The 14,148-nt window shown below is 70.0% G+C and carries 10 protein-coding genes; 7 read left to right on the top strand and 3 right to left on the bottom strand.

Annotated elements, in window-relative coordinates:
• Positions 1–61 precede the first annotated feature (61 nt).
• Positions 62–2,140, bottom strand: a complete 2,079-nt coding sequence (gene glgX / locus AB6V29_RS02460) for a glycogen debranching protein GlgX (RefSeq protein WP_369356845.1) — start codon at positions 2,138–2,140, stop codon at positions 62–64.
• Between the two features lie 46 nt (positions 2,141–2,186).
• Between glgX and AB6V29_RS02455 the strand changes: the two genes are divergently transcribed.
• The 3 genes from AB6V29_RS02455 to ligA all read left to right on the top strand — a co-directional run bounded on the left by AB6V29_RS02455 (position 2,187) and on the right by ligA (position 6,985).
• A complete protein-coding gene (locus tag AB6V29_RS02455) occupies positions 2,187–3,371 on the top strand; it encodes a cysteine desulfurase family protein (protein ID WP_369356844.1) in 1,185 nt (394 codons plus the stop codon).
• 9 nt (positions 3,372–3,380) lie between these two features.
• Complete coding sequence (mnmA, locus tag AB6V29_RS02450; protein ID WP_369356842.1) at positions 3,381–4,478, top strand: tRNA 2-thiouridine(34) synthase MnmA; 1,098 nt, start codon at positions 3,381–3,383, stop codon at positions 4,476–4,478.
• A gap of 65 nt (positions 4,479–4,543) precedes the next feature.
• Positions 4,544–6,985 carry an NAD-dependent DNA ligase LigA gene (ligA, locus tag AB6V29_RS02445; RefSeq protein WP_369356841.1) on the top strand — a complete coding sequence of 814 codons (2,442 nt, stop codon included), beginning with the start codon at positions 4,544–4,546 and terminating at the stop codon, positions 6,983–6,985.
• 59 nt (positions 6,986–7,044) lie between these two features.
• On the opposite strand, the gene AB6V29_RS02440 is transcribed toward ligA, so the two are convergent.
• On the bottom strand, positions 7,045–7,545 hold the full coding sequence (locus tag AB6V29_RS02440) for a hypothetical protein (protein ID WP_369356839.1): 501 nt from the start codon (positions 7,543–7,545) through the stop codon (positions 7,045–7,047).
• Positions 7,546–7,677: 132 nt separating this feature from the next.
• On the bottom strand, positions 7,678–9,357 hold the full coding sequence (locus tag AB6V29_RS02435) for a long-chain-fatty-acid--CoA ligase (protein ID WP_369356837.1): 1,680 nt from the start codon (positions 9,355–9,357) through the stop codon (positions 7,678–7,680).
• A 73-nt stretch (positions 9,358–9,430) separates the two neighbouring features.
• Between AB6V29_RS02435 and gatC the strand changes: the two genes are divergently transcribed.
• From gatC to dinB, 4 genes are all read left to right on the top strand, one after another.
• Positions 9,431–9,730 carry an Asp-tRNA(Asn)/Glu-tRNA(Gln) amidotransferase subunit GatC gene (gene gatC, locus AB6V29_RS02430; RefSeq protein WP_210074739.1) on the top strand — a complete coding sequence of 100 codons (300 nt, stop codon included), beginning with the start codon at positions 9,431–9,433 and terminating at the stop codon, positions 9,728–9,730.
• On the top strand, positions 9,727–11,247 hold the full coding sequence (gatA, locus tag AB6V29_RS02425; protein WP_369356835.1) for an Asp-tRNA(Asn)/Glu-tRNA(Gln) amidotransferase subunit GatA: 1,521 nt from the start codon (positions 9,727–9,729) through the stop codon (positions 11,245–11,247). The genes gatC and gatA overlap by 4 nt, the downstream gene beginning before the upstream one ends.
• Positions 11,247–12,764 carry an Asp-tRNA(Asn)/Glu-tRNA(Gln) amidotransferase subunit GatB gene (gene gatB / locus AB6V29_RS02420; protein WP_267787129.1) on the top strand — a complete coding sequence of 506 codons (1,518 nt, stop codon included), beginning with the start codon at positions 11,247–11,249 and terminating at the stop codon, positions 12,762–12,764. Before gatA ends, gatB begins: the two co-directional genes overlap by 1 nt.
• A 120-nt stretch (positions 12,765–12,884) precedes the next feature.
• Positions 12,885–14,141 (top strand): DNA polymerase IV, encoded by a 1,257-nt coding sequence (gene dinB, locus AB6V29_RS02415; RefSeq protein WP_369356832.1) that lies wholly within the window; start codon positions 12,885–12,887, stop codon positions 14,139–14,141.
• The last annotated feature ends 7 nt before the right edge of the window (positions 14,142–14,148 follow it).

Genomic DNA, 14,148 nt, shown 5'->3' with positions numbered 1-14,148 from the left:
ACCTATCGCGGGCCACCGACGTTGCCGTACGGTTTCGCTCGGCCTTGACAGCGGGCCCGGATCAGTCGACGCGGAACAGGCGCATGCTGGCCCCGGCGACGGGGACCACGTCTCCGGGAGCGAAACGCTCGGCCTGGTCGGACGGCCTCTCGTCTGCGCTCGACCACAGCGAGACGTACCGGGCGCCCTCGAGCTCGGGGAGGACGATCTCGGTGGCTGCCTCGGTGCCGTGGACGACGAGCAGCACGCGGTTGGGCTCCTCGTCCTCGGGCGTCGAGGTCGCCAGATACTGCAGCGTCCGGTGCGCGGGGTCGTTCCAGCCGTCGATCGACATCGTCTCGCCGCGTTCGTCGAACCACTCCATGACGGATGCCGAGGGGATGACCTCGCCGAGCCGGGCGAATCGTCGCGGGCGCAGCGCGGGGTTCTCGCGCCGGAGCTGCGTGAGCCGCTGCGTGTGCGCGAAGAGATCGCGCTGCCACGGCGCCAGGTCCCACGAGAGCCAGGTGAGCGCGGAGTCGTGGCAGTAGGCGTTGTTGTTCCCGCGCTGCGTGCGCCCCATCTCGTCGCCGGCCGTGATCATGGGCACTCCCGCCGAGAGCAGCAGAGTACCCATGAGGTTGCGCATGGCTTTGCGTCGGGTGGCGAGCACGCGCTCGTCGTCGGTGCGCCCTTCGGCGCCGTGGTTGAAGGACCGGTTCGTGTCGGCCCCGTCGCGATTCTGCTCGCCGTTGCCGAGGTTGTGCTTGACGTCGTACGACACGAGGTCACGCAGTGTGAAACCGTCGTGAGCGGTGACGAAATTGACGCTCGCGAGCGGGCCGCGCTCCTCGCTGAAGGTGTTGGACGACCCCGCGAGCCGCGTGGCGAAGCCTCCGATCCCGACGGGGGCGGTGGCGGCCCGACGTGCGTAGTCGATGTCGCTCAGCCAGAAGTTGCGGACGCGGTCGCGGTATCGATCGTTCCACTCGAGCCAGCCCTCGCCGAAGTTGCCGGTCTGCCAGCCGCCCATCCCGACGTCCCACGGTTCGGCGATCAGCTTGGTGCTCGCCAATCGCTCGTCGTCGCGGATCGCCTGGAGCAGGGGATGCTCGGGCGTGAACGAATGGTGCTCGTCGCGACCGAGGGTGACCGCCAGATCGAAGCGGAAGCCGTCGATCTGGACCTCTTCGCTCCAGTACCTCAACGAATCCAGGATCAGACGCGCGGCGGCGTCCGTCGAGGTGTTCACGGCGTTGCCGCAGCCGGTCTCGTCGATGTACGCGCCCTCGGCTGTCTGCCGGTAGTAGGCCCTGTTGTCGAGGCCGCGCAGGCTCGTGCGGGGGCCGCCGATGCCCTCTTCCGCCGTGTGGTTGTAGACGACGTCGAGAAGAACCTCCAGGCCCGCCTCGTGGAGGAGTTTCACCATGCCCTTGAACTCGCGCAGCACCGCTTCGGGCCCCTCGGCGCGGCTCGCCGCTGTGGCGTAGGGAGCGTGGGGGGTGAAGAAGTTCAGCGAGTTGTAGCCCCAGTAGTTCGACAGTCCGAGCTGCAGCAGCCGCGGCTCGGTGGCGAAGGCGTGCACCGGCAGCAGCTCGACGCTGGTCACGCCGAGGGAGAGCAGGTGGTCGATCATCGCGGGGTGCGCGAGACCCGCATACGTTCCGTGGAGGGCGGGCGGAATGAACGGATGCCGCTTGGTGAGGCCCTTCACGTGACCCTCGTAGATGACCGTGCGGTCGAGGGGCACGCGCGGCTTGGCCGAGCTGCCCCAGTCGAAGGATCCGTCCACGACCACCGAGCGCCAATCACCGTAGCTACCCGACACGAGCCCGCGGGAGTACGGCTCGATGAGAAGCGACTGCGGGTTGAAGGTGTGTCCGGGCCCGTGCGGTCCGCCGACGCGGATCGCGTACCGGGCGCCGGGGCGGAGCAGGGCGGTGGTCGCCTCGAAGACGCCCTCGCCGACGGGGTCCATGGTGATCGTCTCGGTCGCCCAATCGAGGTCGAGGTCGTCGAAGACGAGCAGCTGCATCGCGTCGGCCGACCCGGACCAGACGCGCAGCGTGCCGCCGTCGGGACCGAGGCGCACCCCCAGATCGTCGAGGGACGAGCTGAGCAGGGCGGGGCGGGCGGGCAGGACAGTCTCGGGTCGGGACATGCGTCTTAGGCTAGTGAAAGGCGCGGGAGATACGGGGAGGGTGAGGATGCGGGTTTACCTCGATCACGCGGCGACCACCCCTCTGCGCCCCAAAGCGCGCGAAGCGTGGCTCGCTGCCCACGACGTGCTCGGCAACCCCTCGTCGATCCACGGCGCGGGGCAGGACGCCCGGCGTCTCCTCGAAGACGCGCGCGAGAGCGTCGCCGCGGTCCTGGGGTGCCAGCCCATCGAGGTGGTCTTCACCTCGGGTGGCACCGAGTCCGCCAACCTCGCCCTGAAGGGCCTGTGGTGGTCGCGTCAGCCGGCGACGGACGCGATCGTGCTGCCCGACGGGGAGCACCACGCGACGCTGGACGCCGTGGGGTGGCTCGCTGCGACGCAGGACGCGCAGGTGCGCGCCGCGCCCCTCGATCCGCTCGGACGCATCGACGTCGAGGCGTTCTCGACCGTTCTGCCCGGTGCTGCCCTCGCCACCGCGCTCGTGGCGAGCAACGAGGTGGGAACGATCCAGGATGCCGCCGATCTGGCCTTGCGCGCGCACGAGGCCGGAGTGCCGCTGCACCTGGACGCCGTCTCGGCGCTCGGCCAGATCACGGTGGACTTCGCCGCCTGGCGCGGGGCGGGCACCGATCCTTCCGGGCTGGTCGCGATGTCGGTGTCGGCTCACAAGGTCGGCGGTCCGGTCGGCGTCGGTGCAGCGGTCGTCTCGCGACACGCCCGCCTCACGCCCCTCGTCCACGGCGGCGGGCAGCAGCGCAGCCTCCGTGCCGGCACCCAGGACGTCGCGGGAGCCGCCGCCTTCGCCGCCGCGATCACGGCGGCCGAGCACGAGCGCCGCGACGAAACCGTGCGTCTCGAGGCCCTGCGGGATCGCCTGGTGGCCGGCATCCGCTCGTCCATCCCTTCGGCCCGACTGCTCGGGCATCCCACCGAGCGTCTCCCCGGTAACGCGCACGTGCTCTTCCCGGATGCCGCGGGCGAGACGCTGCTCTTCCTGCTCGACATGGAGCAGATCGCGGTGTCGACGGGGTCCGCGTGTCAGGCCGGGGTCGCGGAGCCCTCGCACGTGGTTCTGGCTCTCGGGCTGGACGATCGTGCGGCGCGCTCGGTTCTGCGATTCACGCTCGGCCGCACCTCGACGGACGCCGACGTCGACGCCGTGCTCTCCCGTCTGCCCGATGCGTACGCCCGGGCCGTCGCATCCGGCGCCCGTTCAGACCGACGTTCGTAGACTGGGACGATGCGAGTTCTGGCGGCGATGAGCGGTGGGGTCGACTCCGCGGTGGCTGCGGCCCGCGCGGTGGAGGCGGGTCACGACGTGGTCGGCGTACACCTGGCGCTGTCGCGCGCCGGGGGGACTCTCCGCGCCGGTAGCCGCGGCTGCTGCACGATCGAAGACGCCATGGACGCACGGCGTGCCGCCGACAAGCTCGGCATGCCCTTCTACGTCTGGGATTTCTCGGAGCGGTTCCGCGACGACGTGATCGATGACTTCGTGGCGGAGTACCGTGCCGGGCGCACCCCGAATCCCTGCATGCGCTGCAACGAGAAGATCAAGTTCGCCGCGCTTCTGGAGCGCGCGCTGGAGCTCGGCTTCGACGCCGTGTGCACGGGTCACTACGCCACGCTCGTCGATACGCCCGACGGGCGCGAGCTGCATCGGGCTTCCGACAACGCGAAGGACCAGTCCTACGTGCTGGGCGTGCTCACGGCCGAGCAGCTCGCCCACACCTACTTCCCGCTCGGTTCGACGCCCTCGAAGGCGCTCGTGCGCGCCGAGGCGGAGGAGCGCGGGCTGTCGGTGGCGCAGAAGCCCGACAGCCACGACATCTGCTTCATCCCCGACGGCGACACCCGCGGCTGGCTCGCCGACAAGGTCGGTGCCGAGCGCGGAGAGATCCTCGATCGCACAGGTGCGGTGGTCGGCACGCACGAGGGGGCGCACGCCTTCACGGTCGGTCAGCGTCGCGGCCTGCAACTGGGGGTTCCCGCGGCCGACGGCAAACCGCGATTCGTGCTCGAGGTCCGCCCGATCAACAACACGGTCGTGGTCGGCCCCAAGGAGGCGCTCGCGTGCTCCGAGATCGCGGGGGAGCGCTTCACCTGGGCGGGTCGGGCACCCTCGTCGACCTCTTTCGCGTGTCACGCGCAGATCCGCGCGCACGCCGATCCCGTCCCGGCGACGGCCGAGCTCGTCGACGGTGTGCTGACGGTGCGTCCCGAGGCGCCGTTCGACGGTGTGGCGCCCGGGCAGACCGCGGTGCTCTACGACGGCACGCGCGTGCTCGGGCAGTTCACGATCGATCGGACGGTGTCGGCGGTTCCGGTCGAGGCGTGACCGGTGAGGGACTGGGTGGTGCAAGGCCCTCCGAGGATGTCGGAACCCCTCCCTAAGCTGGATGAGTGACCGAGCACGATCAGCTTCCCGACCTCACCCTCGATGAGGCACGCGCCGAGGCGGGCGAACTCACGCAGCGCATCGTCGGCGCGCGCGACGCCTACTACGGGCACGATGCCGAGGTCGTCGACGACGCGACCTACGACGGGTGGATGCACCGGCTCGAGGCGCTCGAACGCCTTCACCCCGAGCTGCAGGGGCAGGACAGCCCCACGCTGTCGGTGGGCGCGGCCGAGGCCACCGATCTCGCGACGATCGAGCACGCCGAGCGCATGCTCAGCCTCGACAACGTCTTCTCTCCCGACGAGCTTCGCGACTGGGCCGTCAAGACCGAGGCCGCCGCGGGCCGAAAGGTGCACTGGCTGAGCGAGTTGAAGATCGACGGGCTCGCGATCAGCCTGCGTTACGAGAACGGGGTGCTCACCTCGGCCGCGACGCGCGGCGACGGGCGGGTGGGCGAGATCGTGACCGAGAACGCGCTGCGCCTTGCCGACATCCCGCGTGAGCTCTCGGGTGAGGGCCACCCCGCGATCGTCGAGGTGCGAGGCGAGGTCTTCATCCCCGTCGCGTCCTTCGAGGACCTCAATCGCCGGCAGGGCGAGCTCCGGGAGCGCGCGCTGGCCGAGGCGCGCGAGCGTGCGGCCGGTCGTCGCGGTGGACGCGCGTTCGACGAAGAGAAGGCCGAGATCGCCGCGGCGCGGCGGTTCCCCGCCTTCGCGAACCCTCGCAATGCGGCCAGCGGCGGTCTGCGTCAGCAGATCGACAAGAAGAGCGGCCTCGAGCTCGAGGCGGGGCTTGCGCGGATCGCCTCGCTCAAGCTTTACGTGCACGGCATCGGAGCCTGGCAGAACCCGCCCGTCGCAGCGCAGAGCGAGATCTACGACCTGCTGGCTTCCTGGGGCCTGCCCACCTCGCCGTACAGTCGCGTCGAGTCGTCGATCGACGGGGTACTCGCCTTCGTGGCGCACCACGGCGAGCACCGACACGACGTCGAGCACGAGATCGACGGAGTGGTCGTCAAGGTCGACGAGCTCGCGCTGCACGACGAGCTCGGGGCCACCAGCCGCGCACCGCGCTGGGCGATCGCCTACAAGTACCCGCCCGAGCAGGTGAACACGAAGCTCCTCGACATCGTCGTCTCGGTCGGACGCACCGGTCGTGCGACGCCCTTCGCGGTCATGGAACCCGCCAAGGTCGCCGGCAGCGTCGTCCGCCAGGCCACCCTGCACAACCAGGACGTGGTGAAGGTCAAGGGCGTGCTCATCGGCGACACGGTCGTGCTGCGCAAGGCCGGCGACGTCATCCCCGAGGTTCTGGGGCCCGTGGTCGAGCTGCGCGACGGCAGCGAACGCGCATTCGTCATGCCCGCGGACTGCCCCGAGTGCGGCACCCCCTTGCGACCGGCGAAAGAGGGCGACATCGACCTGCGGTGCCCGAACGCTCGTTCCTGCCCCGCCCAGGTGCGTGGACGTGTAGAGCACATCGGCTCGCGTGGAGCGCTCGACGTCGAAGCTCTCGGCGAGGTCACCGCGGCAGCGCTGACCCAACCCGAGGTCCCCGACCAGCCACCGCTCGACACCGAGGCGGGGCTGTTCGATCTGACCGTCGACGAGCTCGTGCCCATCGAGGTGATCGTGCGCGACTCCGAAACGGGCGAGCGCAAGGTCGACCCCGACACCGGCGAGCTCGTGCGTCGCCTGCCGTTCCAGAAGCTCTCGCCCGCGACGTACCCCCCGGGCACCGAAGACCTCGATCCTGCGGAGCGCCGTCGGCGCGGCATCCGCAAGGACTATCGCGAGGTTCGCCCCTCCGAGCAGGCGACGAAGCTGATCGCCGAGCTCGACAAGGCCAAGACCAAGGACCTCTGGCGACTGCTCGTCTCGCTGAACATCCGTCACGTCGGCCCCGTCGCGGCCCGCGCTCTGGCCCAGTGGTTCGGGTCCCTCGACGCCATCCGCGCGGCGTCGCGCGAAGAACTCGCCGCCGTCGAGGGCGTGGGGGGGATCATCGCGGACGCCGTGATCGATTGGTTCGAGGTCGACTGGCACCGCGAGATCGTCGAACGGTGGGCCGCGGCCGGGGTGCGCTTCTCGATCCCGGGTCACCCCGGGCCGGGGGCCGCGGAGGCCGCGGGCGGAGTGCTCTCGGGCGTGACCGTCGTGGCCACGGGCTCGCTCGAGGGTTATACCCGCGAGGGCGCGCAAGAGGCGATCCTGTCGGCGGGCGGAAAGGCCGCATCGAGCGTGTCGAAGAAGACCGACTTCGTCGCCGCGGGGCCGGGCGCCGGGTCGAAGCTCGCGAAGGCCGAAGAGCTGGGCGTGCGGATCCTCGATGCCGCGCAGTTCCGCATCCTCGTCGAGCAGGGACCCGCGGCCCTGGACGGCGCGACAGACGGGGTCGAGGCGGGCAGCTCCGAGCCAGACGAGCGCGCCGCGTCCGCAGGCTGAGAGAACGAGAGAGGGCGGGAGCCGAAGCCCCCGCCCTCTCTGCTCGGTCGTGTCCGGCGTCAGCCGGCGCAGGCCGTTGCAGCCTCGGTGAAGCTCGACTGCAGAGTGCTGATCTGGTCGCTCAGCCCGCTGGCCTTCGACGGGTCCGCGACGACGGTCTCGAGGTACGCGGCGTAGTTGCTGAGCGCACCGCTGGCCTTCTGCGCCGCGGGCGCGATCTCTTCGTTGGTGATCGACGAGAACTGGGTGCCGACGTCGGATGCGAGCTGCTTGAACGCCGTGAGCGTCGCCTGCGGGTCGGAACTGTCGACCGTGCTGCCCGCACCGCTGACCGCCTGGAACTGCTCGCGGACGATGTCGCAGGCCTCCGCCTTCGACTGGTCGCCCGCGGGAGCGGCGGGCGCTGCGGGCGCCGTGGTCTCTTGCGTGGTGGTGGTACCGCCGTCGTTCGTGCTGTTGTCGCTCGACTCGGCGGTGTTCGACGCGCCGCCCGAGCAGCCGGCGAGTAGGAGCAGCGCCGAGGCTGCGACGAGAGCGAACGGAGTGCGCTTGATGATCATGTGATTCCCCCCAAGGTCACACCCGGGCACGACACGGCCCGGATTCGCCCACCGTATCGACCCCGTGGCCGGCCATGCCAATTCGACCCCTGCCCTTGCGCGACGAGCTCGGGTGTAGCAGGGACCGGGTCCTCAGCCCTCGAGGAGCCTGTCGCGCACCTGGCGCCGGAGCACCTTGCCGATGAGGGAGCGGGGGAGTTCGTCGACCACGACGATCCGCTTCGGCACCTTGTACGGCGTCAGGATGCCGCGGGCGAACGCCCGCACCGCCTCGCCGTCGAACTCGCCCGGCGACGACGGCACCACCGCGGCGATGACCTCTTCGCCCGAGTGCTCGCTCGGCACGCCGACGACCGCGACATCCACGACCGAGGGGTGCTGACGCAGCACGTTCTCGACCTCGGTGGGGGCGACGTTGAAGCCGCCCGTGATGATGAGCTCCTTGATGCGGTCGACGATCCGGACGAACCCGCCGTCGTCGATCGTGACGATGTCTCCGGTGCGGAACCACCCGTCGACGAAGACCGCCTCGGTCTCTTCGGGTTTGCCGTAGTAGCCGGAGAAGACCTGCGGACCGCGCACGAGCAGTTCTCCGCGCTCGACGTCCGTGCGGGGATCGTCGGGGTCGACCACGCGGCACTCGGTGCCGGGAAGGGGCAGGCCGACGGTGCCCGCGACCCGGTTGTCGGCCACGGGGTTGGCCATGAGCACGGGGGAGCACTCGCTCAACCCGTAACCCTCGACGAGGAACCCGCCGGTGGCCTGCTCGAAGGGGACGACCAGGGAGTGCGGGAGCGCCATGGCCCCCGAGATCGCGACATCCGTGCCGGTGAGGGACACCCCCTTCTCGTTCGCGGCCGCGAGCAGGCGCTCGGCGATCGGCGGCACCAGCGGAAGGAACGTCGCGGGGTGCTTGTTCGTCACCTTGAGCACGAGGTCGGGGTCGAACTTCGGGAACAGCACGAGACGCGCGCCCATCGACATCGCGAAAGTCAGGCACAACGTCAGGCCGTAGGCGTGGAACATCGGCAGCACCGCGTAGACGACGCAGCCCTCGCCGCGCACGATCTGCGGTACCCAGGCCCGCGCTTGCGCGGCGTTGGCGAGGAGGTTCGCGTGGGTGAGCATCGCCCCCTTGGGGGTCCCGGTCGTACCGCTCGTGTACTGGATGATCGCCAGATCCGTCGAGCCCGGCCGAGGGTGCGCCTCGGGAAGGGGCTGGTGGCGTGTCAGGTCGGCCCAGCGGTCGGCATCCTGGGTCTTCGTCGTCAGGGCGGCACGGGCCTCGCGCGCCCTGGCAATCGGCAGACGCAGGGCGAGTCGGGTGCGCAGCGGCATAGCGGTGGTCACGTCGACCGAGACGAGCGTGCCGACCTTCAGATCTGCGGGAAATTCCTGCACGGTCGCGACGACCTTGCTCCACACGATGGCGTGCTTGGCGCCGTGGTCCTCGAACTGCTTGCGGAGCTCCCGCGGCGTGTAGAGCGGATTGTGCTCGACCACGACCGCACCCAGTCGCAGCACGGCGTAGAACGCCACGATGTGCTGCGGGCAGTTCGGCAATACGAGGGCGACCGGATCCCCCGCCTTGACGCCGCGCTCTGCGAGAGCACCGGCGACGCGGGCGATCTGGTCGGACATCTCGGCGTAGGAGGTCTCACGGCCGAAGAACTGCAGGGCCGGGGCGTCGGGGTAATCCCGCACCGAGGCGTCGACGATGTCGACGAGCGACCCGTCCTGGGGCGCCAGGTCTTCGGGCACCCCCGCGGCATAGCTCGAGGTCCAGGGGCGCGGCGGATCGAAGCTCGTCACCCCGCCAGCCTATGGGCGCGTACGCGGCGGGGTCGAGGCGGGCGCGGCACCGCGCGCGAACTAGACTTGCCGGGTGTCTGAAATCACTCCTGATCTCGTGCGCCATCTCGGTGTGCTCGCCCGGATCCAGTTGAGCGACGAGGAGGTCCAGAGCCTCACCGGTCAGCTGGATGCCATCGTCGACAACATCGCGAAGGTGTCCGAGGTGGCGACCCCCGAGGTCGTCGCGACGAGCCACCCGATCCCGCTCGAGAACGTCTTCCGCCCCGACGTCGTGCAGCAGCAGCTCACGCGCGATCAGGTGCTGCAGAACGCCCCCGACCAGGCCGATGGCCGATTCCGCGTGACCGCGATCCTGGGAGAAGAGCAGTGACCGACCTCACCCGTCTGACAGCGGCCGATCTGGCCGCCAAGATCTCGTCGTCCGAGGTGTCGAGCGTCGAAGCGACGCAGGCTCACCTCGATCGCATCGCCGCCGTCGACGGCGACGTCCACGCCTTCCTGCACGTCAGCGACCACGCTCTCGAGGTCGCGGCCGACATCGACCGCCGTCGCGCGGCCGGCGAGCAGCTCCACGAGCTCGCGGGCGTTCCGCTGGCGATCAAAGACGTTCTCGTCACGACGGACATGCCCTCCACCAGCGGGTCGAAGATCCTCGAGGGCTACATGTCGCCCTACGACGCCACCGTCGTGGCGCGCTCTCGCGCCGCCGGTCTCGTGCCGCTCGGCAAGACCAACATGGACGAGTTCGCCATGGGCTCGTCGACGGAGTTCTCCGCCTACGGCGCCACGCACAACCCGTGGGATCTCGACCGCATCCCCGGTGGCTCGGGAGGAGGCTCCGCCGCCGCCGTCGCCGCGTTCGAGGCGCCCCTCGCCCTCGGCTCCGACACCGGCGGCTCGATCCGCCAGCCGGCGCACGTCACGGGCACCGTGGGAGTGAAGCCGACCTACGGCGGCGTGAGCCGTTACGGCGCGATCGCCCTGGCATCCAGCCTCGATCAGGTGGGGCCCGTCACACGCACCGTGCTCGATGCGGGGCTTCTGCACGACGTCATCGGCGGGCACGACGCGAACGATTCGACCTCGCTCTCCGACGCGTGGCCGTCGTTCGCCGCCGCCGCCCGCGAGGGCGCGACCGGAGAGGTCCTCAAGGGCCTCAAGGTCGGCGTCATCCGCGAACTCGACGACCGCGGCTTCCAGAAGGGCGTCTCGGACTCGTTCCGCGCCTCGCTGGCCGCCATGGAGGCGCAGGGCGCCGAGATTGTCGAGATCAGCGCTCCGCACTTCGAGTACGGCGTCGCCGCGTATTACCTCATCCTCCCCGCCGAAGCCTCGAGCAACCTCGCGAAGTTCGACTCGGTGCGCTTCGGGATGCGGGTGAACCCGCAGGGGGCAGCCACCGTCGAGAACGTCATGGCGCTCACGCGAGACGCGGGCTTCGGCCCCGAGGTCAAGCGTCGCATCATCCTGGGCACCTACGCCCTGTCCGCGGGCTACTACGACGCCTACTACGGCAGCGCGCAGAAGGTCCGCACGCTCATCCAGCAGGACTTCGACGCCGCTTTCGCGCAGGTCGACGTGATCGCGACGCCGTCGGCACCGACCACGGCCTTCCGACTGGGCGAGAAGATCGACGACCCGCTGCAGATGTACCTGAACGACGTGACGACGATCCCGGCGAACCTCGCGGGAGTCCCCGGCATCTCGGTGCCGAGCGGTCTCGCCGCCGAAGACGGCCTGCCCGTCGGCATCCAGTTCCTCGCCCCCGCTCGCGAGGACGCGCGTCTGTACCGCGTCGGTGCGGCGCTCGAGGCGCTGCTCGTCGACCAATGGGGCGGACCACTGCTCGACAAAGCCCCTTCCCTCACGAACGGAGCGTCGCTCTGATGGCGAAAGACGCACTCATGGACTTCGACGAGGCGCTCGAGATGTTCGAGCCCGTCCTCGGCTTCGAGGTGCACGTCGAGCTGAACACGGCCACGAAGATGTTCTCGGCCGCACCCAACCCCGCGAACGAGGCCAACCACGGTGCCGAGCCGAACACGCTCGTCGCGCCGGTCGACATGGGTCTTCCCGGAGCCCTTCCCGTGGTGAACGCCGAGGCGATCCGCTCGTCGATCAGCCTGGGCCTGGCGCTGGGGTGCTCGATCGCTGCGTCGAGCCGGTTCGCGCGGAAGAACTACTTCTATCCCGATCTCGGTAAGAACTATCAGATCTCCCAGTACGACGAGCCGATCGCCTTCGAGGGCTCGGTCGAGGTCGAACTCGAAGACGGCACCATCGTGACCGTGCCCATCGAGCGTGCGCACATGGAAGAAGACGCGGGCAAGCTGACCCACATGGGCGGCGCGACCGGTCGCATCCAGGGCGCCGAGTACTCGCTGGTCGACTACAACCGCGCGGGCGTCCCCCTCGTCGAGATCGTCACCAAGCCGATCTTCGGCGCCGAGCACGCCGCTCCCGCTCTGGCGAAGGCGTACGTGGCGACCATCCGCGACATCGTGCGCGGTCTGGGTATCTCCGAGGCCAAGCTCGAGCGCGGCAACCTCCGCTGCGACGCCAACGTCTCGTTGCGCCCCCGCGGCCAGGAGAAGCTGGGCACGCGCACCGAGACGAAGAACGTCAACTCGATGCGTTCGGTGGAGCGTGCGGTGCGCTACGAGATCCAGCGTCAGGCGGCGATCCTCGCCAAGGGCGGCACCATCACGCAAGAGACGCGTCACTGGCACGAGGACACGGGTCGCACCTCGCCGGGTCGTCCGAAGTCGGATGCCGACGACTACCGTTACTTCCCCGAGCCCGACCTGCTGCCGGTCGTGCCCGCTCCCGAGCTGATCGAGGAGCTGCGCGCCGCACTGCCGGAGCCACCGGCGGCACGTCGTCGTCGGCTCAAGGCCGAGTGGGGCTTCACCGACCTCGAGTTCCAGGACGTCGCCAACGGCGGACTGCTCGACGCGGTGGCCGACACGATCGCCGCGGGTGCTGCGCCGGCTTCTGCTCGCAAGTGGTGGACGGGGGAGATCACCCGCGTCGCCAACGCGCAGGAGCGCGACGCCGCCGATCTCGTATCGCCCGAGAACGTCGCCGCCCTGCAGAAGCTGATCGACGCCGGGACCCTCACCGACAAGCTGGCGCGCCAGGTGCTCGAGGGTGTCATCGCCGGCGAGGGCACCCCGCAGGAGGTCGTCGACGCCCGCGGTCTCGCCGTCGTCTCGGATGACGGAGCGCTCATCGCGGCGATCGACGATGCCCTGGCGGCTCAGCCCGACGTACTCGCGAAGATCCGTGACGGCAAGGTTCAGGCCGCCGGCGCCGTCATCGGCGCGGTCATGAAGGCGATGAAGGGCCAGGCCGACGCCGCGCGCGTGCGCGAGCTCGTCCTGGAGCGCGCCGCCGCGCAGTAGGACTCCGGATGCCACGACCTCGGCCGTCTCGTGCGGCTCGGGGTCGTGGCATCCGTTGTTCGCGGTGTTCCCTCTGCGGGGCCGGATCCGATGTCGGAGGTCCGGGAGAGAATGGATGCCATGGGACGAGGTGATGGGACGGGACGCATCGTCTCGCGCCCCGACGCCGACGACACGGGTGCGGGTATTCTGCACGTCGACATGGACGCGTTCTTCGCTTCCGTCGCGGTCCTCGACGATCCGTCGCTCGCGGGGAAGCCGCTGATCATCGGCGGCTCCGAGGGGCGCGGTGTCGTCTCGAGCGCCTCGTACGAAGCGCGCCGATACGGCGTCAAGTCGGCGATGCCGGTGGCCATCGCGCTGCGACTGTGCCCGACGGCGATCGTCGTGAATCCGCCGTATCACCGGTACACAGAGATGTCGCGACAGGTCATGGGGATCTTCCACGACGTTACGCCGCTGGTCGAGCCGCTCTCGATCGACGAGGCCTTTCTCGACGTACGCGGCGCGAGACGACTCTGGGGGAGTCCCGGCACGATCGCCCGCGACCTTCGCGCGCGGGTGAAGGCCGAGACGGGGCTCACCTGCAGTATCGGCGTCGCCGCGACCAAACACGTCGCCAAGATGGCCTCGACGATCTCGAAGCCCGACGGACTGCTGGTCGTCGCGGCCGCCGACACCGAGGCGTTCCTTCGCCCTCGGTCGGTGCGGGCGCTGTGGGGCGTCGGGCCGAAGGCCGCCGAAGCACTCGAATCGCGCGGCATCCGTCTTGTCTCCGACGTCCTCGACACCCCGCGGCACGCGCTCGACCAGGTCCTCGGTGCGGCGATGGGGGAGCGGATCTGGCACCTCTCGCGCGGGATCGACGCTCGCGAGGTACACACGGGCCGCACCGAGAAGAGCATTGGGCACGAAGAGACGTTCCACACCGACATCTCCGACACGCGCCTGTTGCACGTCGAGCTGCGACGGCTGGCCGATCGGGTCGGGGCGCGTCTTCGCGGGCAGCAGTATGAGGCGTCGACGATCTCGATCAAGGTGCGCTTCTCGGACTTCACGACCCTCAGCCGTTCGCGCACGCTGAAGGAGCCGACATCGGTCGGCCAGCGCATCGGCGACGCGGCGATCGAGCTCTTCGACGGGCTCGAGCGCCGGCAGGCCGTGCGCCTCGTCGGTGTCCGCGGAGAGAATCTGAAGCCCGCGGTGATGGCTGCGACCCTGTGGGATGACGACGCCGAGTGGCGCCGCGTCGAAGGCGCCCTCGACGGTGCCACGGCGCGCTTCGGTCGGGGGGCGGTGACACGGGGATCGCTTCTGGGGCCGTCGCGCGGAGGGGGAGCGCTGCCGACGAATCCCCGCCCGTCGTACGATCACTGACCCGCCA

Source organism: Microbacterium sp. 20-116 (assembly GCF_041079415.1).
In the GTDB taxonomy this organism is placed as follows: domain Bacteria; phylum Actinomycetota; class Actinomycetes; order Actinomycetales; family Microbacteriaceae; genus Microbacterium.
Note: the sequence above shows the minus strand (reverse complement) of the source record. Positions and strands in the feature narration are given on the sequence as shown.

Bases quoted from the DNA above. Each gene is read 5' to 3' on its own strand.
- glgX (WP_369356845.1), bottom strand. From the start codon at position 2,140: ATGTCCCGACCCGAGACTGTCCTGCCCGCCCGCCCCGCCCTGCTCAGC.
- AB6V29_RS02455 (WP_369356844.1), top strand. From the start codon at position 2,187: ATGCGGGTTTACCTCGATCACGCGGCGACCACCCCTCTGCGCCCCAAA.
- mnmA (WP_369356842.1), top strand. From the start codon at position 3,381: ATGCGAGTTCTGGCGGCGATGAGCGGTGGGGTCGACTCCGCGGTGGCT.
- AB6V29_RS02440 (WP_369356839.1), bottom strand. From the start codon at position 7,545: ATGATCATCAAGCGCACTCCGTTCGCTCTCGTCGCAGCCTCGGCGCTG.
- gatB (WP_267787129.1), top strand. From the start codon at position 11,247: ATGGCGAAAGACGCACTCATGGACTTCGACGAGGCGCTCGAGATGTTC.
- dinB (WP_369356832.1), top strand. From the start codon at position 12,885: ATGGGACGAGGTGATGGGACGGGACGCATCGTCTCGCGCCCCGACGCC.